Origin of the sequence: Lichenihabitans sp. Uapishka_5 (genome assembly GCF_033947565.1) — a bacterium.
Taxonomy (GTDB): Bacteria; Pseudomonadota; Alphaproteobacteria; order Rhizobiales; family Beijerinckiaceae; genus Lichenihabitans.
In genome coordinates this window covers 14,814-34,617 of the sequence record NZ_JARPVX010000027.1, presented here as the reverse complement: position 1 = coordinate 34,617, position 19,804 = coordinate 14,814, and the positions used below count along the sequence as shown (strand labels likewise).

Here is a 19,804-nt window from a genome sequence, read left to right as displayed (position 1 = left end):
TCAAGCCGCTTGACCTGGGGGAACAATCCGCCCGGTATGCAGCAGGTAACTATGGCTTCCCGAGAGCACGACCTCACCACGTTGGTTGTGGACCGTGACCTTGGTCGTGACCTCGCCCTTGTCCCCCATGGCCTTCAACGAAGCGATCTCGAGCGCGGGGTAGAGCGTGTCGCCGGCGTGGACCTCCTTGAGGAATTCCACGGACAGCCCCGTGAACGCGATGAAGATCGCCCCGAAGGTATGAGGCAGCAACGTCGCACCCGGAGCCGTGAAGGCGAGGACCTGTAAACCGTGGACGACGGGGGCCGGGTGGCCGAAGCGCTTCGCGTAACCCACGTCGTAGTGGATCGGGTGGTTGTCGCAGGAAACCGTCTGGAAGGCGGAAGCATGCGCATCGTTCACCGTCCGGCTCGGGGCGCGGAACACCTCTCCGACGTTCAATTGATCGAAGGTGCGCTCTGGGACGACGTGCCATGCTGTTGGATCGAACGGCAGGCTCAAGGGACGGCTCCTCAGGTTGGATGGATCATGTCACGGGCATAGTCGAGGCCGATGCCGTAGCCGCCGCCATGGTCGACAACGATTCCGCGTGCCGCTTCGTAGGTCTCGTGACGCGTCCAGTCGCGCTGCAGTTCGAGGAGGAATTGCAGCCAGGACGTCATGACGGCCCCCGCCTGCTCCATGCGTCGCAGGGCTGCCTCGTGACTGGCGGTCGTGAGGCCGCCACAGGCGTCGGCGACCACGTGCACCGAATAACCCTCGACGAGCGCCGAGAGGACGGGAAAGCTGACGCAAGCCTCGGTCAACAGCCCGCTCACGACCAAGGTGCGTCGACCGGCCGCGACGATGGCCGCCCTCGTCGCCTCGTCCTCCCAAAGGTTCATGTTGCGTCGTTCGAATGGAGTCACCTCCGGCAACACGGCACGAAGCGGTGGCATCAAGGGCCCGCTGTAAACCTTCGACGCGGACGTGCTGGCCACGACCGGGACCCCGAAGGCGTTGGCCGTCCGCGCCACGGCGACGGCGTTGCTCCTGAGGACCTGTCGGTCGGCCGAGCCGGCCGCGAAGGCCAGTCCGGCCTGCTGGTCGACAAGGACCAACAAGCAATCGGATGGTGTCAGGAGCGGTGGATTGGGCATGGCGGGCCTCTGATGGACGAGTTCAGCCTAGGTCCGCTCCGGTCATCGTTCTTGTAGCAGCCCGCGTCGTTTTGCAGAAAGGCGCAGCATTCCAATCAAGGCTGACCGGAACCGCTCGACAGCCGGCCCCGCGCCGTCAAAATTGCGGGCTCCCGGATTCTGCCGGTCCTCAATCAAGCTTGAAATCCGGTCCCATGCTTCCCGAGTCGGCCATCATCGAGCGCGCTTTCAAGCTCGGCCCATTCTCCGTCCCGCCTCAGCGCCCGGAGCCGCTAGTCCAGCGAGCCATGGCGGCCGCGCTCGGCATGACGATCTTCTGTCTCGACGCCTTCACCAAAGCCGACCTCTCGGTGGCGGCCCTGTACGTCCTCGTCCTCTTGATCGCGGTTGGTGGAGGACGTGCCACGCATCGCTCCACGATCGTTGGCTGGTCCCTTGCCTGCGGCACCCTGACGGTCGTGGGCTATGCGGTCTACGCCCTTCGTGGGGCGGGGCCGCTCGCTGGCGCCCACGCGGCGATCAACCTGACGATCTTGATCATCGCCACCATCCTCCTCCTGCACGCCTATGACGTCGAGATGTCCGGGGCCGCCAGTGAACAGAGTTATCGCCGGGTGTTCGACACGCTCGCGATCGCCATCTGGGAGCATGATTTCACCCCCGTCGCGCAAGCCGTCGCGGACTTGCGTTCCCAAGGCGTGAGCGACCTCAAGGCCTACTTGGCGGAACACCCCGCCTTCGTGATCGCGGCGCGCAGGATGGTCCGGATCACCGACGTCAACGCCACGGCGTTGGCGATGATGGGCGTGCCCTCGAAGGACATGTTCTTCTCCCATCTCGCCGGCTTCCTTCCGGAAACCGACGAAAGCTTCTCCGACTGCATACTGGCGATCGACGAGCGGCGTCCGCTATTCCAGGCGGAGACCCGGGTCGTCCCATTCGTGGGCGATCCCATCGACATCGTCGTGACGTTCGGACTGGGCCCGGACGCGAGCCTCGACCGCGTGCCGGGCAGCGTCCTCGACGTGAGCCAGCGCAAGCGGCTCGAGGCGCAAGTGGTCCGGACGCGCGAGGAGTTGGCGAGGGTGAGGCGGACGAGCGCCCTTGGCGCGCTTTCGGCGACGCTGGCGCATGAGATCCACCAACCCCTGTCGGCGGTCCAGAGCTACGCCGACGCGGCGGGTCGCTGGCTGAACAGGAGCGAACCGGACTTGGCCGAGGCGCATCAGGCGCTCCAGGGGCTGGGTCGGGCGATGACGTGCGCGCGAGGCGTGATGCACCGCGTTCGTGGCCTCGCAGGTAGCCTCCCGCTGGACCCCTCCCCGATCGACCTCACCGAATTGATACCATCCGCGCTCGCGTTGGTGGCGCACGAGGTGGCTGAAAGCGGGTCGCGGGTACGCTTGAACGTGCCGCTATACCCGGTCAACGTTCTCGGAGACGAGATCCTCCTCAAGCAGGTGCTCGTCGACCTCATCGGCAACGCCGTGCGTGCGATGGCCGGAACGCCGGCCGTGGATCGCCTCGTCGACCTCGACGTGCATGTCGAGGCCTCGAGGGTGCGCGTCCGCCTCAGCGACCGGGGGGAAGGATGGAGCGAAGCGGTCCTGGCCGACGCATTTCAGAACTTCTACACCTCGGAGCGATCGGAGGTTGAGCTTGGACTTGCAATCTGCCGGATGGTGGTTCACCGCCATGATGGCGCGCTCACGCTCAGCAATCGCGTCGACGGGGGCGCCAGCGTCGAGATCATCCTGCCGCTGCATCGGGCACCCGGAACCCCTACGGACGGCGAGGTCACGACGACCGCCTGACGCGTCAGGCCAGGAGTGCGCGCTCGATGGCTTCCATGAGGAGGTCCGCGTCGAGCGGCTTCTCCAACACCGCGCACACCCCGAGCTTCCGGCAAGCCGAGGCGACGTGCTCGTCGTAGTACGCAGTCATGAGCAGAAGGGGAGGCGCGCCGGGATGGGACGCGCAATGCTCGGCCAAATCCATGCCGGACATCCCTGGCATCTGGATGTCGCTGCACACGCAATCCAAGCCCTGGAACGTCGTTTCGACGAGGTCGCGCGCACCGCCGAACGTCACGCACGCGTAACCCATCGAACGTAGCAGGCTTGCGGTGGCGGAGCGTACCGAAGGCTCGTCATCGACGACGGCTATGACCCTGGCGCCCATGCCACCATCCCATTTCACGATCCATGATGTCGGTAAGCGAAGTTCCGCGGCTAGACTATACGCTGGTTTAGGTTGGGCGTTCACCTGCCGTCAGCGCGTCGGCGATCCGGACCAGTTCGGGCACGCGACGCACTTCCAACTTGCGCATCAGACTGGAGCGGTGGAGTTTCACCGTGATTTCGGCGATCCCGAGCTCGGCGGCGATCTGCTTGTTCAGGAGGCCGCGGACGACCCCCTCCATCACCTCGCGCTCCCGTCGCGTCAGGGTTCCGTAGCGCTCGCGGGCAACGGCGGCGCCAGCACCCGCGGCGCGCCGGCCCTGCCATCGCTCGAGCGCGGCGTTCACCGCATCCAGCATGTCCTGGTCGCGGAAGGGCTTTGGGAGAAAATCGACGGCACCCGCCTTCATGGCCCTGACGCTCATCGGTATGTCCCCGTGGCCGGTCATGAACACGACCGGCACGTCGGACCCCTGCGATTCCAGGGCCGCCTGGAACTCGAACCCGCCGACCTGGGGCATGCGCACGTCGCAAACCACGCAGGCGGCGGCGTCGGGAAGTCCGACGTCGAGCGCCTCGCGAGCCGTCGCGTGCACGCGCGTCCGCAAGCCGACCGAGCGGAACAAGCTGTCGAGCGCGGAGCAGACCAGCGGATCGTCATCCACCACGATGACCAGTGCGGACGGGTCGGACACGGCTCTTGCACCTCGGACTTTGGACGCGGATCGGCAAATCGAGGGCGGACGGTACAAGCGTGCGTCGACGACCCCCTCTAGGCAGTGGTCGGGGTCGACCCGACCGATGTCGCGACAGGAGCTTAGCGATGGCCTACGTCAATGCCAAGGATGGAACGCAGATCTACTACAAGGACTGGGGGACCGGCCCGGCGATCTTCTTCAGCCATGGGTGGCCCCTGAGCGCCGACATGTGGGAACAGCAGATGCTGTTCTTCGCCTCGAACGGCTTCCGGGTCATCGCGCACGACCGCCGCGGCTTTGGTCGGTCGAGCCAGCCCTGGAGCGGCTACGACTACGACACCTTCGCAGACGACATCGCGTCTGTGCTCGAGGCGGCGGAGGTGCGGGAGGTCGCGCTCGTCGGCTTCTCGATGGGCGGCGGAGACGTCGCGCGCTACGTCGCGCGGTCCAAGGGCGCCCGGGTGTCCAAGGCCTGTCTGACCTCGGCCGTCACCCCCTACTTCATCAAGGCCGGAGACAACCCGGACGGCACGCCGCCCGAGGTGTTCGACGGCATCCGTGCGGGATTGCTGAACGATCGTCCGCAGTTCCTCGACGATTTCAACGCGCTCTTCTACGGCACCAACAAGCATCCCGGCGTCGTGTCCGCCGGCGTGTTGAAGCAGACGCTGCAGATCGCTCTGACGGGTGGGATCAAGGGGACCTACGATTGCGTCGGGGCGTTCTCCGAATCGGACTTCCGTCCGGACATGGCCGCCTTCACCATGCCGACGCTCATCGTCCACGGCGACGAGGACCAGGTGGTCCCCATCAAGGCCGCGGGGGAGGCCGCGCACCGTTTGATCCCCCATTCCGAGTTCAAGGTCTATCAGGGTGCGCCCCACGCGCTCACGACCACGCACAAGGATCGCTACAACGCCGATCTGCTCGCCTTCTTGCGCGCCTGATCGCCAAGCCCGAAGGTGGAGCCGCGCCGCCGCGATCGGCCCCCCTACTTCGGTAGGGGGTGCCTATGGCCAAGGCACAGTTCCGGTGACCCCACGTTCGGTATCTGCAAGCCGGACGAACGGGCACAAGGTCGGCACGTCCCCGGATGAAGGACACCGGCCATGTTGCATGAGATCACCCCATCCTCCCCCGTCGCCCCTCCGATGCCGATGCTTTCCGAGCTCGTCATGGGAGCGCGCCACTCGCTCGACGTCGACCCCCACCTCGCCCGGTCGTACCTCGACCGGATCGCCGCATTGCTCGAGGGCGCGGCCGATCAGGCTCCCGCGATCCTGCCGGACGCACCCGCGGATGCCGGAAAGGCGGCCGTCAAGGGAGGGTTGACGCCTTGGCAGTTCGCCCGCGTGCGCCGCTTCATCGACGACAACATCGAAGGCTCGATATCGTGCGATGCCCTGGCGGGCATCGCACGACTGAGCGCCAGCCATTTCTGCCGCGCCTTCAAGACCAGTGTGGGCGAGACCCCGCATTCCTTCGTCATCCGGCAGCGCATCCGCCAAGCGCAGAAGATGATGCTCGGCACCAGCGACACCTTGGGCCAGATCGCCTGCGCGTGCGGGATGACGGATCAGGCCCACTTGACCCGGCTGTTCCGCCGGACGGTTGGCGACACGCCCTTGGCTTGGCGTCGGACCTGGCGGAAGATGGCCTGAAGTAGGTGCAGACTTGGCAGCATCCATGACCACCAGGTCGAAGGACCATGTTCACGAAAGCCTGCACAGATCGGATTTAGCTCGCAGCCTCATCGCCCAGCGTGGCCTTGAAGGCTTGGCTTCTTCCGCACCTGAAATTCACGACGAACCCATTTCACAGCTTGGCGGCACGACGCCAAGCACCCGGTGACATGCCGGTCATGCGAGTGAAAACGCGGGTGAAGTAGCTCTGATCGCCGAATCCGCATGCCAAGGCGATGTCGGCCAAGCTGGAATCGGCGTCCCTGAGCAGGCGTTGCGCTTCTTCGATCCTGAGCTTCGACAACCACCGGTGTGGTTGAACGCCGGTGCTACGTCTGAACGCGCGGGTGAAGTGATTGGGACTTAACCCGCACTCGCGTGCCACCTCGGCGATGGACATGTCCCCAGCAAACCGTTCCCGTAGGAGCTCCTTCGCGCGGCGTTCCTGCCATGCCGCGAGGCCACCCGCCGTCCGGAGGCGGTTCGAGGCGAGACCTCCGTAGGCATGCGCCACATGGGTCCTGAACGCCAGCATGAGATGGTCGACGAACAATGGATTCGCGAAGCGCCCTTCCAGCGTGGGGATGAGAAGCTTGGCGAAGGTGCCGACCGTCTCGTCCGGGGCACCGCGAGGCCATGCCAGTTCCGTCGCGATCCGTCCCCCATGCTCGTCCGCGACTTCCTCCAAGCAGGATCGGGACAGGTAGAACTGCAGGATATCGAAGGGATTGCCGATGCGGGCGACGGGCTCGGCATCGAGGTCGATCAGGCTCACCGCACCCTTTGCATAACCACCTTGGTAGACGCGCTTCCCCGCGTACCAAAGCTCGTGATCGGCGCTGTCGCGCAAGTAGAATGCAAGGCTGTACGCCCTCTCGCGTGGGGGAGGGATCGAGGATCCCTCCAGCGGCTGGGCGCTCCTCATGCGCGTCGCCGCCATCTCGACGCGCGATTCCGTCTCAACCTTGATCGTCTGCGGTCGGTCCAGTCCGAAGCATCGCCCGAGGCGGTCTCCGAACGTGCCCTCTCTTTCGCCGTCTCCGAGCGGGCCGGTTTGGATGCGTTTCGGTATGCGGGGCTCCTCGATCGCCGGAAGCGAAAAGCTTCAAATGCCGGAACGTCGAAGTCATAATGTCTGGCGTCTCGCCGCACCATTAGTAACCAAGAGGTAACTACCCATGACCGCAGAGACCGAACTGGTTCCATCCTGCGCAATGAACGGACTGTTGCGGACGATGGCGAAGGCCTGGGTGGCCGACATCGTCCGGTTGCTTGGTCAAGCCGACGCCATCCGCTTCGGTGCATTCAGAAGGTTGGTGCAAGGTCGGGTTTCCGCTCGCGTCCTGTCGCTTCGCTTGAAGGACCTGGAGGATCTTGGCGTCGTGGAGAGGCGCGTGGTCGCCACGTCACCCTTGCACGTGGAGTACGCGTTGACTCCCGTCGGCAGGAAACTCGACGCCGTCCTGAGGGAAGGCGAGGCTTCGTCGGTCCATTCCGGACTCCTGGGCGTTTTCAACGTAGGCGACGCGGGTACCGCTCGCTGACCTGGCCGCCGACTTCCAAGGGCGATCGACCTCGAGGGGGCCATCGAAGCCAAAACGGTCAACGGACGCGAGGACGGCGGGATGGGATCCAAGCGCCAGGCCGTCCATGATGGCGCGTCGTGGCTCCGCTTCATTCACGTCGTGCACTCGGGCCGCCTTGCTGGGTGGGCATGGCCGAGCAAGTGGGCTGCCCCGGTCGCGTGCTTTTGATCGCTTGGGCCGGGTGGCCGCGCTACGACGCCAACACATTGCGATGGCTCTCCCATGCGCCGGCACCCGGGCGGCAATGGCGCTGATCCGCTTTCTCGCGGACGCCTGGCCACCCTGGTCGCCGGAAGGGCGTCGTTTCATCCAACAAGCCATCGAAAGCGCCAAGCCGGCCACCGCCTCCAGCGGTATCCAATCCTCAAGCGGTGATGCACAGGCGAGCGGGCCAGGACCGACCAGGGCGTGATCGCCATCGGTGGCGGGCCCGGCTCGAAGCCGATCTCGACGCGTCGGCGCTCGGGCGTTCGACCGCGCCGCGCCGAAGGATGCCCTTGCGTCTTCGGGATAGCCGCCGCCCTCGGCATCGGTTGATGCCGACCCGATCGAATCACGTCCCGCCGACCGGCGTGACGTTCACACTCACGAGATGAGGATTGCGATGTCGTTCCAGGAAATGCTCACGCCCACCAACTGCGCCTTGGCGCTCATCGACTTCCAGCCCGCCATGTTCCAGGGCGTGCAGAGCGGCGACCGCAAGGTCATCGTCGACAACGTCCAGGTCCTGGCGCGCGTCTCCAAGCTCTTCGAGGTTCCGACCATCATCACGACGGTGGCCAAGGACTCGTTCTCCGGGCCGTTCATGCCCGAGGTGACCGAGGGGATCTATCCGGGAAAGGAGGTCATCGACCGCACGTCCATCAATTCCTGGCTCAACGCCGACTTCCGCAAGGCCGTGGCGGCCACGGGGCGCAAGCGCGTGGTGCTGGCGGGTCTATGGACGGGCGCCTGCGTCAACTTTCCGACGCTCGACATGCTGAAGGAAGGATTCGAGATCTTCGTCGTGGCGGATGCCTGCGGCGACACGAGCCCCGAGGCGCACGAGCGTGCCATGCAGCGCATGGTGCAGGCGGGTGCCGTCCCGATCACCACCCTGCAGTTCGTCTTCGAGCTCCAGCAGGACTGGGCGCGGGCCGGCACCTACGAGGGGGTCATGGGCATCCTGAAGGATCTGACGCCTTACGGGATCCAGGTTCGCTTCTCCAAGTGGGCTCTCGGTGAGCATGCCTCGGAAGCCGGTCCGGCCTGAGTCATCCGATCCGATGCGCGCGTCGCATCCCTCCGTCGAAGTTTCCGGGGGGGCCGCATCCTCGGCGCCTTCCGGGGACGGAGCTTCCTTCCAGCCCCTGCGCTCGGACGTTCCCCGGCCCGTGATGCTCGTTCTCTCGCATCCGGTGGTCCAAGCCTTGGCCCGCTTGTGCCTTGCCTCCCCGTTCCTCGCGGCGGGGATCTACAAACTCGTGGACTGGCAGGCTGGCGAGGTGGAGATGGCGCACAGTGGCCTCGCCCCGGCTTGGTTGTTCAACGCCCTCGTGTTGGTCACGGAGTTGGTCGGGGCCGCCCTCGTGATCACCGGGCGGAGGATTTGGCTAGGTGCTGGTGCCCTCGGCATCTTCACCGTGCTCACGACCTTCATCGCCCATCGTTTCTGGCTTTTCGACGGCAGCGAGGCCGTCTCCGAGTTCAACGCCTTCCTCGAACATGCCGCCATCGCGGCGGCGTTCGTCCTCGTCACCACGGCGGCCCGGTCGAAGGTTTCCTAGCCGGCTCGGCGAAGGCCCCGGATCCCGGCGCCGTCATTCGAACATGGACCCGTCAAATGCTGATTCGCACGATCCTGCTGGCCGCCACCGCGGTCTCGCTCCTGACCACGGTCGCGCGAGCGGGCGACGCGCAGGCGACGCCCGCGGTGGCGGTCGCGCCCCAATACGACACGACGCACGTCTACGTCGCCCCGGATGACGTGGACCGCTTCGTGGGGAGCTTCATCGCCACGTTCGGGGGGCAAACCACCAAGCAGGTCGTCGCCGACGTGACCCCCACGCCCAGCAGCACGACGTCGCAACTCCTCCAGACTCCGGTTGGAACCGTTTCGCTGTTCGGCTTCAAGACTCCGATCCCCCATCCGTTCGGCGAGGAACGCACCGGATATCTCGTCACCGACATGGATGAGGCCGTTGCCGCGGCCCGTGCGGTGGGAGCCGACGTCATCGTCACGCCCTTCCCCGATCCGATCGGACGCGACGCCGTCATCCAATGGCCCGGCGGGGTCAACACGCAAATCTACTGGCATACGACTCCGCCGTCCTATCCAGCCTTCCTCCACGTGCCGGACAACCGCGTCTACGTGTCGGCGGATCGCGCGGATGCCTTCATCCGCAGCTTCGCGGCTTTCACGCACGGAACCGTGACTGGCGACGTGCGGGACGCGCCGGGCGTGGAGATCGGGGTTCCGGGAGCGACCTACCGGCGGGTGACGCTCACCTCCGATTTCGGCCGCATGCGGGTGGCCGTGACCGACGGACACCTTCCCTATCCCTATGGCCGCGAGACAACGGGCTACGCGGTCGACGATTTCGCCGGAACGCTGGCAAAGGCCAGGGCCGCCGGCGTCGCCATCCTGATAGAGCCGATCGCAGCCGACGGCGGACAGTCAGCGATGGTCGAGTTCCCGGGCGGGTACGTCGCGGAAATCCATGCGGCAACCGACAAGCCTTAGCCACGGAGTCGGCCGCCCCGTTTTCCCAAGGTCCGCCCGACTCCGGCACGCGTTGTGACCATTCCGGATTCCGCTTGGTCCGTTCCGATTGCGACGGGGTGAACTGCTCGGATCGGACCTCGCCGCCTTTGCTGGTTCCTGCGTACGTGCGGGGAGCGGCACCGTGCGCCGGATTGGCTTGCAGTCGTGTAGCAGCTTGCCACGTAGGTCGCGTCGAAGACGATCTTGGCGTTGATGGTGAGCCGCGCTCCCGCGGCATTCGGGCTACCGGCACGACTGGCACCTCCGACCTGTCAGTCGTCCTCCGTCGCCATGAAGCGGCGCCCGGCGGTGCGCGCCTTCATCGCCCACCAGAAGCGCGGCATTGATTGCTGGCGGGACGCCCTGCCGGAACTGGTCGCGACGAATGCCCTGTCTTGACTGCAGTACGGACGCGAAGGGTTAGTTCCGGATCCCCCCATTTCATACAAAGGCCAGCCCGCAATCATCCGAGACAGCATCGCCGAAACCGGACGCAAGGCGGACTGTCGGTACGCTCCCGTCCCGCGAACAGCTAACGATGTTGGGCTGCTGAGCAATCACGTGCACATTCCAGATCGCCTGCTTAACCCGCGCACCCTTACGACAAACGCCACCTTGTAGACCACATACTCCCGGCTATTGTAGGCGCGTTACGAGGCCAAGAGAGGTCGTGAGAGAAAGCGGAAATGGAGGCCAAATGCCTCGGTAGAGGAGGCCATGGGACAAACCGCGATTGAAGAATAGTTTTAGGAGGCGGCCGCTCTTGAGCGAACTTGCCACTGAACACTGAATTGCCAGACTCAGGAGAATTTCATGAGTTTTCACCTATTTGAAAATGATATCCTCTTTCTCCAGCGGTTCGCTACGATTGCTGGGCATTACAAAGGTCCAATGGATGGGAAGTGGAGCCATGCTGTGGACGAGGCGGAACAATCACTGAACGATGAATACGAGAAGATAAAAGTACGGCTAGGATCGTTCGATCCGCGTAGCGAGACAAACATTGCAACGCTCCTTCCAAAGGCTCAGCAAAAATGCCGGGAGTTCATGAATGTAGCCGCCAAACTTCCATTCCAACATAAAATCCTCTCTGGAACCCGAACATACGGGGAGCAGAACGAGCTGTATGCCAAGGGCCGAACGACAAAGGGTCCCATCGTTACTCATGCAAAAGGTGGACGCAGTAATCACAATTTTGGGATTGCGTGGGACGTTGGTATCTTTGATCACGCCGTATATAACACCGGAGACACTCACGAACAGTCACTGGTGTATACGCAGTTAGCAGCGAGCATCAAAAATTCCGTGGAAGGTCTTGAGTGGGGAGGAGATTGGCACAGCTTCAAAGACCAGCCACATTTCCAACTAGCCACCGGTCATAGAGACGTTGCTGAGATTGAGCAGCTGTTTGAGAACGGGAAAGTATTCGCATAAATCTTGCTCAAGCAAGACGAGCAGCTGATTCGTACAGGGTTCGATTCAGCTGAACAGGCAAGTCTATTCTAAGTTGGACTCGGCCCTACTCACCGGTCCAAATGACCTTACCCAGACGAACAAATGAAAGACGAAACGACAGAGGTAGAACGGGGTTCCAGGAAGCGGACCTCGTAAAGGTCTTTCAAGGGTCAAGCTGCCAGAACGCCGGATACGAATGAGGGTTTGCTCTTGGGCACACGCCTCCTTCGTATCGGGTGTTTCAGAACAATCGCCCGACGCGCATCTTACCGCTCCATGGCTTCGACGTTCGTAAGCACGCGTCGCAAGAGGCTGACGAGCGCCGCAATCTCGTCGGGCGACAACCCAGCGGTCATGTCCACGTTCCCCTGCCTCAGAACGGCTTGGCCGGCCGGAAGCTTGGCACGCGCTTCATCGGTGAGCGAGAGCAGGCTGCTCCGTCGGTCCGCCGGATCGGGGTTTCGGTGAATGAGGCCGTCCCGCTCCATGCGCGCGAGGAGTTGCGCCATGGTGGGCTGCTCGACCTTGGCAAGGCGCGCGAGCTCCGTTTGCGACCGCGCGACCCCATCCTTCAGCATCGAGAGGACCGGAAGTTGCGCCGTGGCGAACCCTAGGTCGCGGAGGCGGGCATCGCCGACGCGCGTCAGCCCGCGAGCGATCCGGCTGAAGTAGTGGCCCGGCGCGGTCATAGGGTTCCATTCCGCATCTCCCATTGCATAGGTTCCTATGTTATGTGTATAGGTCGCTATCTATCAGGAGAAGCTTCCCATGACAAACAGGCTCCGCGTCGCGATCGTCGGTGGCGGCCCCGGTGGGCTGATGCTGGCGCGGCTGTTGCAACGCCGTGGCGGCGACGTGACCGTGTTCGAGCGCGACGCTCACGCAGGAGAACGCCCCCAGGGTGGCTCCCTCGACCTCCACGCCGAGACCGGACAGCGCGCCATGCGGCTTGCGGGCCTCGAGGCGGCGTTCCAGGCCGCGGCGCGACCGGAGGATCAGGGTGATCGGATTTATGACGAGCACGGGACGCTGCTCTTCGACCGGGATGGTGCCAACGACGACCGACCCGAGATCGACCGGACGGCGCTACGTCAGATCCTTCTCGACGCCCTCAACCCGGGAACGGTGCGGTGGGGAAGCAGGATCGGCAAGATAACCCCGCTGTCCAGTTCCGAGGTGGACGTCAACAACAACGGCGCGACTGAGCGCTTCGACGCCGTTGTCGGGGCGGACGGAGCCTGGTCGCGCGTCCGGCCGCTCCTGACGGGCACCGCGCCACGATACGAGGGGGTAACGATGGTGGAGTTCGGCTACGGGGCCGTGACGCACCTGCACGTCGATGCCCTGGTAGGCGGCGGCAAGATGTTCGCGGTTGGCGACAACCGCGTGCTCATCGCCCAGCGGAACGGCCATGGTCACATTCGCGGCTATGCCGGGCTTCGCATGCCCGAGGCGGCTGCGCGGCCCTGGATGGCCACCGCACCGGATGGGGTCTGCGCCATGCTTCGCGAGGCCTTCGCGGCTTGGGCACCCTCGTTGACGGCGCTCATCGATGTGAAAGCCTTCATCGCGGTGCGGCCGCTCTACGCGCTCCCGATCGGCCACGGCTGGACCAGTCGTGCCGGCCTCACGCTTCTCGGCGACGCCGCGCACCTCATGTCGCCGTTCAGCGGCGAAGGCGTGAACCTCGCGCTCGCGGACGCCGTCGACCTTGCCGATGCACTCGCCTCCGACCACGGGTGGGGAGCGGTCGAAGACTACGAGGCCGCCATGCTGGCGCGCGCCGCCATCGCCGCGGAAGGTGCGAGCGCCGGGCTGAACAGCGTGCTATCGCCTCACGGCGTCGATGCCGTTCTCGACCACTACCGTGAGCGCGTTGCAGCTCGATCTTACCCAACGACGCCGGAGAACACGTGAACGGGGAACACGCCCGCGGCAGGTCGGCGAACGTTCGCATGCTGGAGAATGCCGCGGTCGGTTGCTTGCGCTTCCGATGCTCAAGGAGCAGTTCCACTCCCGGGGATTTCGGGCAGTGATTGCATTGAGGGACATATGATTGATCCCGACATCGCGCGGTTCGTGGCCGACAGTGACCGGTTCTATCCGTCCGATACGGCGCAGCGCCCCCTGAATGATCAGCGCCGCCTTTACGAAGCTTACGCAAGCACCTTCGCGGTCCAACGGCCTTCGGGGATCACGAGCCATGACGATGCGCTCGTCCTCGCCGACCGTCTGATTCCGCTGCGGCTTTACCGACCGGGACGCACGCTGGTGGACGGAGTCGTCGTCTACGCGCATGGCGGCGGCTTCGTACTAGGCTCGCTCGATAGCCACGACGGGATCGTGGCGCGCATCGCGGACGCGGCCGGCGCTCCGGTGGTCGCCGTCGACTACCGCCTTGCGCCGGAACACCCGCATCCCGCGGCCCTGGATGACGTTTTGGCGGTGGCCAAGGCTGTTCTCGAACGACGGTCGCCGTGGGAAGGCCTTCTCCCGACGCGCCTCGTCCTCATGGGAGACAGCGCCGGCGGGACGCTCGCCTGCGCGGCGGCCCTCAGGCTCGGTCAGGCTTGGCCGGACCGACTGCGTGCCCTCGCGTTGATCTATCCGTCGCTCGGCTTCGAGCCCGCCGAGCCGGCCCGCACGCGGTGGGCGGAAGCGCCCATGCTCACGCTCGACGACGTCCGCCTGTACCGGTCGGCTTATCTAGGCCGGGACGGCGATCCATCGCCTTTTCCCCTCGACCAGCCTGACCTGTCCGCCTTGCCGCCCACCGTGCTCCTGCCGGCCGAGGTGGATCCGCTTCGGGACGATTGCACGATGCTGGCTGGCCGGCTTCAGGCGCTCGGAACCGAGGTCATGCTCCTACCCGGGACGGGTCTGGTGCATGGTGCCTTGCGGGCAATGGATCGCGCCGCCGCCATGGCCGAGCCGTTCGCCCGGATGTGCGCGTTCCTGTCGGCCCGGCTGGGTGCCTGAAGCGCCCTGTCGTCGTTGAGGCAGCCTCGGTCGCCGGGCATTGCGCCGAGGCTCGCGCACCCGCTACGCTTCGTGGACCGCGATGAAGCGGGGGAGATGGCGACGTGACTCAGTCCGGTTCACTCCGTGGCGGCCTCGACCGTCGGACCCTGCTCGGCGGCGCCGGTTCCGTCGGTGCGACCGCGGCCCTCGCGCCGTGGCGAACGGCATGGGCCGCCGGCGACACCCCTACCTCCGGGGGCACGTTGCGGCTCGGCATGTCGGGCGGCGCGACCTCCGACAGCCTCGACCCACGCACCATCACGGATTGGGTGCCGGTCAACCTGGCCTATCAGGTGATGAACGGGTTCATCGAAATCGATGAGCACAACCAGCCGGTGCCAGAGTTGCTCGAACGTTGGGACGCCAAGCCCGGCTTCGCCGAATGGGTGTTCGACGTTCGCAAGGGCGTGACCTTCTCCAATGGCAAGACGCTCGATGCCGACGACATCATCTATTCGCTGAACCTGCATCGCGGGGATACAAAGTCGGCTGCCAAGGCCACGCTCGAGGACATCGTCGACATCAGGAAGCTGGGTCCGAGCCAGATCGCCATCACGCTCTCAAGCGGCAACGTGGACCTGCCCTACCTCCTGTCGGACTACCACTTCTTCGTGGTCCCGAACGGCTGGTCGGACTGGATGAAGCCCGTCGGCACGGGTGGCTACACCCTGGAGGTCTTCGAGCCCGGCATTCGCTCCATCACCAGGAAGCGCGGCGATTATTGGAAGGCGGGCCGCGCCCACGTGGACGCCATCGAAATCCGCTGCATCGCCGACACCACGGCGCGCACCAACGCCCTCATCTCCGGCCAGGTGGACGTCATCAACCGCATGGACGCGCGCACGGTCGATCTCGTGGCGCGCCGGCCCGGCCTGCAGGTGATCCGCAATTCCGCGGGCCAGCACGCCACCTTCCTGATGAACGTCACCGACAAGCCCTACGACGACAACAACGTACGGCTCGCCCTCAAATACGGCATCGACCGGCAGAAGATCATCGACACGGTGCTGCACGGCTATGGCGTGGTCGGCAACGATCACCCGATCCCGCGCTCCAGCCCGTTCTTCGCGGCCGACCTGCCGCAACACGCCTATGATCCCGACAAGGCGCGTTTCCATCTGAAGCAGGCCGGCCTGTCCAGCCTGCCGGTCACGCTCGCGGTGTCGGACGCCGCCTTCACGGGCGCGACAGATGCCGCCCTCCTGTATCAGGTGGCCGGCAAGCCGGCGGGGATCGACATGACGGTCGAACGCAAGTCGGCCGACGGCTACTTCGGATCGGTGTGGATGAAGGCGCCGTTCTGCGCCTCATATTGGGGCGGACGCCCGACCGCGGACGGAATGCTCACGATCGCCTACAAGTCCGATGCGGCCTGGAACGAGACCTTCTGGAAGCGGCCCGCGTTCGACCGCATCCTTCTCGCGGCCCGGACGGAGGCTGATGGCGGCAAGCGCAAGGCCATGTACTTCGACTTGCAGAAGATGATCTCCGAGGATGGAGGCGCCGTCATTCCGATGTTCATCGATTATCTCGAGGCCGGCGGCCCGAAGGTCAGGGGCATGGGGCCTCATCCGCTCTTCGACCTCATGGGTCAGCGCATCGGCGAGAAGGTATGGCTCACATCCTGAGCCACGGCACATGGGCTTCGTTCTGCCCGCCTACGCGGTCGAACTATGATGACACCCACAGCAGCAACTGGCAGGCGGATCCTGGGCGGCCTTGCGCAGGGCCGCATCGTCTGTCTGAGCGAACCCTTGAGCTTCTGGGGCGGGGTCGACCCAGCGAGCGGCAGCATCGTCGATGCCCACCATCCCCAGTGCGGCGTCGACCTCTGCGGGGCCATCGTCCTGATGTCGACGAGCCGTGGCTCCTGCTCGGGCTCCGGCGTGCTCCTGGACCTAGCCCTCGCGGGCCGCGCCCCGGCCGCGCTCGTCTTCACCGAACCCGAAGACGTGGCAACGCTCGGTGCGCTCGTCGCCGTCGAGATGTTCGGCCATAGCCTCCCGGTCCTGCGCCTATCGGCGCAAGCCTTCTCGATGTTGGCGCGCGCCAAGGAGGCGCGGATCACGGACACTCTGGTGCAGTCCGAGGGAGTGGAGATCCCGCTGTCGCCCACGCTCGGAACTGACCTCGTCCTGTCGGTCCGCGACCGCGCTCTCCTGAACGGAGAGGCCGGCGAGGCCGCGGCTCAGGCGATGCGCATCCTGGTGGCCATGGCGCGGCAGCAGGGTGCCGCGGAATTGATCGATGTGCGTCGCGCCCATATCGATGGCTGCATTTATGCCGGTCCCGCCAATCTCGCTTTCGCTGAGGCGATGGAGGCAAAGGGCGGGCGCGTCTGCATTCCGACCACGACTAACGCCATCTCGGTCGACCGGGAAAACTGGCGAGCCCAAGGGGTGTGCACCGCCTTCGGAGAGCCCGCGATGCGGTTGGCCGATGCCTATGTGCGGATGGGATGTCGTCCGACCTTCACCTGTGCCCCCTACCTCCTGGACGACGTTCCGGAAAGGGACGAGGCCATTGGCTGGTCGGAGTCGAACGCGGTGATCTTCGCCAACTCCGTTTTGGGCGCCCGCACCGCCAAGCACCCGGACTTCCTCGACCTCTGCATCGCGCTCACCGGCCGCGCGCCCCTGATCGGCCCTTACCTGGATGCGGAACGTCGCGCCCGGCTGATCATCGACGTCGATCTGCCGGACGGAGCCGACGCGTCCGCATGGCCGCTGATCGGTTACCTGGCGGGCCATGCCGCGCGCGATCGCGTTCCGCTCCTGCGAGGGCTCGAGAAGGCGTCCCCCTCGCGGGACGACTTGAAGGCGCTGTGCGCCGCTTTCGGCACCACCGCCGCGGCCCCCATGCTGCACATCGAGGGCGTTACGCCAGAAGCCGATGCCGCAACCCTGCCGACCGCGCCGCGCATCGCCATCACGCCTAACGACCTGGCGGAGGGTTGGCGGCGGTTGAACGCCGGGCCAGAAGCGATTGATCTCGTCGCGATCGGCAGCCCCCATGCGTCGCTCGAGGAGTGCCGGACCCTGGCCGAAGCGCTGGGCGGAAAAAGCCGTCATCCTCGCGTGACCGCGATCGTCACCGTGGGACGGCAGGTGATGGGTTTGGCCGAAGCGGAGGGCACACGGGCGCGCCTCACGAAATGCGGCGTGACGTTGATATCGGATCTGTGCTGGTGCTCGATCTCGCGTCCCGTGTTCCCGGTGGACGCGGTGAGCGTCATCACCACGTCGGCGAAGTACGCTCATTACGGCCCCGGATTGTCCGGTTGCACCGTACGGCTCGGCACGTTGGCCGATTGCGTTGGGGCGTTGGTTTCGGGTCAAGCGGCCTCACGCCTGCCGGATTGGCTTCAGGGGCAGGCATAGCGGACTGTTTGGATTAAATCCCTGATGGGACACGGGCCTAATGAAGCAGGCAGCGTCCAAGCGCATCGACACGGCCGTCGCGTCTCTCGGTGGCAGTCGATCTCCGGAGACTCGCAAGCGCTCGATGCCGCGAACGGCGCTTTCACGCTTGCTGCCTTTCGGCTCCAATGAGCCGTTGGAAGATGGGTGATCCGTCCCGTCTGTTTCACGACTCATGTTCCGGTCTCCAGCGCGAAACCCTGGCTTTCGAGAATGCGCTGTGCGCCGATCTCTTCGAGGTCGAGGTCGGCTTCGAGGGTGTGCAGGACGGAATCGTGGACGTCGCCCTTCCTATGCAGCTCCAGCAAACGTCTCCGGCCCGCCGCGTTGGCCACCATCACGGCCTCGAAGTGGGCGCGACGGTCGTCCGCCAAACGCCCGCTCGATTCGACGTAGCGCGTCGCCATCGAGGCGCGGTGTCGGTATTGTTCGACGAGACGGGGGTGGAGCTCCCGGCCATCCGCTTGCCGGGAATGGACGGCAAGGGCGTGGGCCTCCGCTTCAGCGATCTGGATCCGAGCTTGTGCTTCCGAAAGCGTGCCCTGTCGCTCGAGGGCGAAGCCTTGCAGGCGCAGGGCGGTGATGAGCGGTCGTAGGGTCGTGCCCTGGAGCAGGATGGACACGAGGATGACGGCCATGGTGGCAGCCATGATGAAGTCTCGTCCAGGGAAGCTGTCCGGAATCGACAACGCGACGGCCAGGCTCACCACGCCGCGCATGCCGGCCCAGCCGATCACGATCGGCACCGCGACGGATGGGTAGGGATCGCGCCGTCGCACGGCGGGGAACAGGAAGCGCACGAGGTAAGTGGACGTCATGACCCAGGCGAACCGAGCCATGACGAGCGCCGTGACGATCACGGCGATGTCGGGAAGAAGGGCGGCGGGATCGACGCCCGCGGCGCCCAGGCGGTCCCGCACGTTGCGCAGGGCCAGTCCGATCAGGATGAAGATCAGGGATTCGAGCACGAAGACCACCACGGACCAGACCGCGTTCGCCTGCACCCGCGTCAGGGCGCCGAAGACCTCGTGTTGGCGCCAGCCGATGACGAGCCCGGCCGTTACGGTGGCCAGCACGCCGGAGACGTGCAGGTGCTCGCCGAGCACGTAGGATGCCCAGGCGGCCAGGAAACCGCCGACGATGTTCAGGTGCGGTTCCCGCAACAGGCCGAGCACCCGCGACGTGATCCACCCGAAGGCGAGGCCGACCACGACGCCGCCGACGGCCAGGAGCGTGAACGTGCCCACGGCGAGCCACGGGTCGAAGATCCCCGTCATCCCGGCCGCGATCGCGAAACGGAAGAGCACCAGGCCGGCGGCGTCGTTCACCAGGCTCTCGCCTTCGAGCAGGGTGACGAGCCGGCCTGGCAGGGGAAGACCCTGGAGCACCGCCTTGGCCGCCACCGCATCGGGCGGCGACACGATCGCGCCGAGCGCGAAGCAGGCCGCCCAGGGTAGGCCCGGCACGAGCCAATGGGTCACGACGCCCACCACCAGCGTCGTGAACGCGACGGCCCCGACCGCGAGTTGCATGATGATGCGGAGGTTGGCCCGGAAGTCGCGCCAGACCGTGAAGTAGGCGCCCGAGAAGAGCAGCGGCGGCAGGAACAGCACGAGGGTCAGGTCGGGGTCGAGGTGCACCTCCGGTACCCCGGGCACCAATGCGAGGCAGACGCCCGCGAGGACCAGCAGGGCCGAGGGCGGCAGTCCCAAGCGCCGCGCGATCCGTTCGAGGAGCACGACGACGGCCAGGAGCACGAGGATGAACTGGAAGGTTGCGGTCGGCGACATGGTCATCCCGGGCGGGCGGCGGTGCTCCTCCATGGAGGCGCGCAAGGCACGGGTCTTGTTCGAAACGCGCACCAAAGCGTGGCGTGGACGG

At 65.5% G+C, this 19,804-nt stretch carries 19 protein-coding genes; 12 read left to right on the top strand and 7 right to left on the bottom strand.

Going from position 1 to position 19,804, the window contains the following annotated elements; translation table 11 throughout:
- Both P7D22_RS11805 and P7D22_RS11800 read right to left on the bottom strand, forming a co-directional pair.
- Positions 1-501 (bottom strand): MaoC family dehydratase, encoded by a 501-nt coding sequence (locus tag P7D22_RS11805; RefSeq protein WP_319934433.1) that lies wholly within the window; start codon positions 499-501, stop codon positions 1-3.
- Between the two features lie 11 nt (positions 502-512).
- Positions 513-1,100, bottom strand: coding sequence for a hydrolase (locus P7D22_RS11800; RefSeq protein WP_319934432.1), 588 nt, complete (start codon positions 1,098-1,100; stop codon positions 513-515).
- Positions 1,101-1,426: 326 nt separating this feature from the next.
- Between P7D22_RS11800 and P7D22_RS11795 the strand changes: the two genes are divergently transcribed.
- Entirely contained in the window at positions 1,427-2,953 is a 1,527-nt protein-coding gene (locus tag P7D22_RS11795; protein WP_319934431.1) for a sensor histidine kinase, read from the top strand.
- Between the two features lie 4 nt (positions 2,954-2,957).
- On the opposite strand, the gene P7D22_RS11790 is transcribed toward P7D22_RS11795, so the two are convergent.
- Both P7D22_RS11790 and P7D22_RS11785 read right to left on the bottom strand, forming a co-directional pair.
- Positions 2,958-3,320: a response regulator gene (locus P7D22_RS11790; RefSeq protein WP_319934430.1), complete on the bottom strand. Its 363-nt coding sequence runs from the start codon at positions 3,318-3,320 to the stop codon at positions 2,958-2,960.
- Positions 3,321-3,387: 67 nt separating this feature from the next.
- Entirely contained in the window at positions 3,388-4,014 is a 627-nt protein-coding gene (locus P7D22_RS11785; RefSeq protein WP_319934429.1) for a response regulator transcription factor, read from the bottom strand.
- Between the two features lie 128 nt (positions 4,015-4,142).
- Here P7D22_RS11785 and P7D22_RS11780 point away from each other — a divergent pair, with 128 nt between their 5' ends.
- Together P7D22_RS11780 and P7D22_RS11775 are read left to right on the top strand one after the other, a co-directional pair.
- Complete coding sequence (locus P7D22_RS11780) at positions 4,143-4,964, top strand: alpha/beta fold hydrolase (protein WP_319934428.1); 822 nt, start codon at positions 4,143-4,145, stop codon at positions 4,962-4,964.
- A 162-nt stretch (positions 4,965-5,126) separates the two neighbouring features.
- Positions 5,127-5,678, top strand: a complete 552-nt coding sequence (locus tag P7D22_RS11775; RefSeq protein WP_319934427.1) for an AraC family transcriptional regulator — start codon at positions 5,127-5,129, stop codon at positions 5,676-5,678.
- A 154-nt stretch (positions 5,679-5,832) separates the two neighbouring features.
- On the opposite strand, the gene P7D22_RS11770 is transcribed toward P7D22_RS11775, so the two are convergent.
- Entirely contained in the window at positions 5,833-6,549 is a 717-nt protein-coding gene (locus P7D22_RS11770) for a helix-turn-helix domain-containing protein (protein WP_319934426.1), read from the bottom strand.
- Between the two features lie 328 nt (positions 6,550-6,877).
- Between P7D22_RS11770 and P7D22_RS11765 the strand changes: the two genes are divergently transcribed.
- The 5 genes from P7D22_RS11765 (at position 6,878) to P7D22_RS11745 (ending at position 11,462) form a co-directional block, all read left to right on the top strand.
- Complete coding sequence (locus P7D22_RS11765; protein ID WP_319934425.1) at positions 6,878-7,243, top strand: winged helix-turn-helix transcriptional regulator; 366 nt, start codon at positions 6,878-6,880, stop codon at positions 7,241-7,243.
- Between the two features lie 646 nt (positions 7,244-7,889).
- A complete protein-coding gene (locus P7D22_RS11760; RefSeq protein WP_319934424.1) occupies positions 7,890-8,537 on the top strand; it encodes a hydrolase in 648 nt (215 codons plus the stop codon).
- Positions 8,538-8,661: 124 nt separating this feature from the next.
- Entirely contained in the window at positions 8,662-9,051 is a 390-nt protein-coding gene (locus tag P7D22_RS11755) for a DoxX family protein (protein WP_319934445.1), read from the top strand.
- Positions 9,052-9,107: 56 nt separating this feature from the next.
- Complete coding sequence (locus P7D22_RS11750) at positions 9,108-10,007, top strand: VOC family protein (RefSeq protein ID WP_319934423.1); 900 nt, start codon at positions 9,108-9,110, stop codon at positions 10,005-10,007.
- Positions 10,008-10,841: 834 nt separating this feature from the next.
- A complete protein-coding gene (locus P7D22_RS11745) occupies positions 10,842-11,462 on the top strand; it encodes a M15 family metallopeptidase (RefSeq protein WP_319934422.1) in 621 nt (206 codons plus the stop codon).
- Positions 11,463-11,749: 287 nt separating this feature from the next.
- Here P7D22_RS11745 and P7D22_RS11740 read toward each other — a convergent pair whose 3' ends face one another.
- On the bottom strand, positions 11,750-12,172 hold the full coding sequence (locus P7D22_RS11740) for a MarR family winged helix-turn-helix transcriptional regulator (protein WP_319934421.1): 423 nt from the start codon (positions 12,170-12,172) through the stop codon (positions 11,750-11,752).
- Positions 12,173-12,251: 79 nt separating this feature from the next.
- Between P7D22_RS11740 and P7D22_RS11735 the strand changes: the two genes are divergently transcribed.
- From P7D22_RS11735 to lhpI, 4 genes are all read left to right on the top strand, one after another.
- Positions 12,252-13,400, top strand: a complete 1,149-nt coding sequence (locus tag P7D22_RS11735) for an FAD-dependent oxidoreductase (RefSeq protein WP_319934420.1) — start codon at positions 12,252-12,254, stop codon at positions 13,398-13,400.
- A gap of 135 nt (positions 13,401-13,535) precedes the next feature.
- On the top strand, positions 13,536-14,462 hold the full coding sequence (locus P7D22_RS11730) for an alpha/beta hydrolase (protein ID WP_319934419.1): 927 nt from the start codon (positions 13,536-13,538) through the stop codon (positions 14,460-14,462).
- A gap of 104 nt (positions 14,463-14,566) precedes the next feature.
- Positions 14,567-16,132: an ABC transporter substrate-binding protein gene (locus tag P7D22_RS11725; protein ID WP_319934418.1), complete on the top strand. Its 1,566-nt coding sequence runs from the start codon at positions 14,567-14,569 to the stop codon at positions 16,130-16,132.
- Positions 16,133-16,180: 48 nt separating this feature from the next.
- Positions 16,181-17,884, top strand: a complete 1,704-nt coding sequence (lhpI, locus tag P7D22_RS11720) for a cis-3-hydroxy-L-proline dehydratase (RefSeq protein ID WP_319934417.1) — start codon at positions 16,181-16,183, stop codon at positions 17,882-17,884.
- A gap of 212 nt (positions 17,885-18,096) precedes the next feature.
- Here lhpI and P7D22_RS11715 read toward each other — a convergent pair whose 3' ends face one another.
- On the bottom strand, positions 18,097-19,713 hold the full coding sequence (locus P7D22_RS11715; protein WP_319934416.1) for a Na+/H+ antiporter: 1,617 nt from the start codon (positions 19,711-19,713) through the stop codon (positions 18,097-18,099).
- Between the last annotated feature and the right edge of the window lie 91 nt (positions 19,714-19,804).

Coding starts and splice junctions, on each gene's coding strand:
- P7D22_RS11760 (WP_319934424.1), top strand. CDS start 7,890: ATGTCGTTCCAGGAAATGCTCACGCCCACCAACTGCGCCTTGGCGCTC.
- P7D22_RS11765 (WP_319934425.1), top strand. CDS start 6,878: ATGACCGCAGAGACCGAACTGGTTCCATCCTGCGCAATGAACGGACTG.
- P7D22_RS11750 (WP_319934423.1), top strand. CDS start 9,108: ATGCTGATTCGCACGATCCTGCTGGCCGCCACCGCGGTCTCGCTCCTG.
- P7D22_RS11755 (WP_319934445.1), top strand. CDS start 8,662: ATGCTCGTTCTCTCGCATCCGGTGGTCCAAGCCTTGGCCCGCTTGTGC.
- P7D22_RS11730 (WP_319934419.1), top strand. CDS start 13,536: ATGATTGATCCCGACATCGCGCGGTTCGTGGCCGACAGTGACCGGTTC.
- P7D22_RS11790 (WP_319934430.1), bottom strand. CDS start 3,320: ATGGGCGCCAGGGTCATAGCCGTCGTCGATGACGAGCCTTCGGTACGC.
- P7D22_RS11735 (WP_319934420.1), top strand. CDS start 12,252: ATGACAAACAGGCTCCGCGTCGCGATCGTCGGTGGCGGCCCCGGTGGG.
- P7D22_RS11745 (WP_319934422.1), top strand. CDS start 10,842: ATGAGTTTTCACCTATTTGAAAATGATATCCTCTTTCTCCAGCGGTTC.
- P7D22_RS11740 (WP_319934421.1), bottom strand. CDS start 12,172: ATGACCGCGCCGGGCCACTACTTCAGCCGGATCGCTCGCGGGCTGACG.
- lhpI (WP_319934417.1), top strand. CDS start 16,181: ATGACACCCACAGCAGCAACTGGCAGGCGGATCCTGGGCGGCCTTGCG.
- P7D22_RS11775 (WP_319934427.1), top strand. CDS start 5,127: ATGTTGCATGAGATCACCCCATCCTCCCCCGTCGCCCCTCCGATGCCG.
- P7D22_RS11780 (WP_319934428.1), top strand. CDS start 4,143: ATGGCCTACGTCAATGCCAAGGATGGAACGCAGATCTACTACAAGGAC.
- P7D22_RS11795 (WP_319934431.1), top strand. CDS start 1,427: ATGGCGGCCGCGCTCGGCATGACGATCTTCTGTCTCGACGCCTTCACC.
- P7D22_RS11715 (WP_319934416.1), bottom strand. CDS start 19,713: ATGTCGCCGACCGCAACCTTCCAGTTCATCCTCGTGCTCCTGGCCGTC.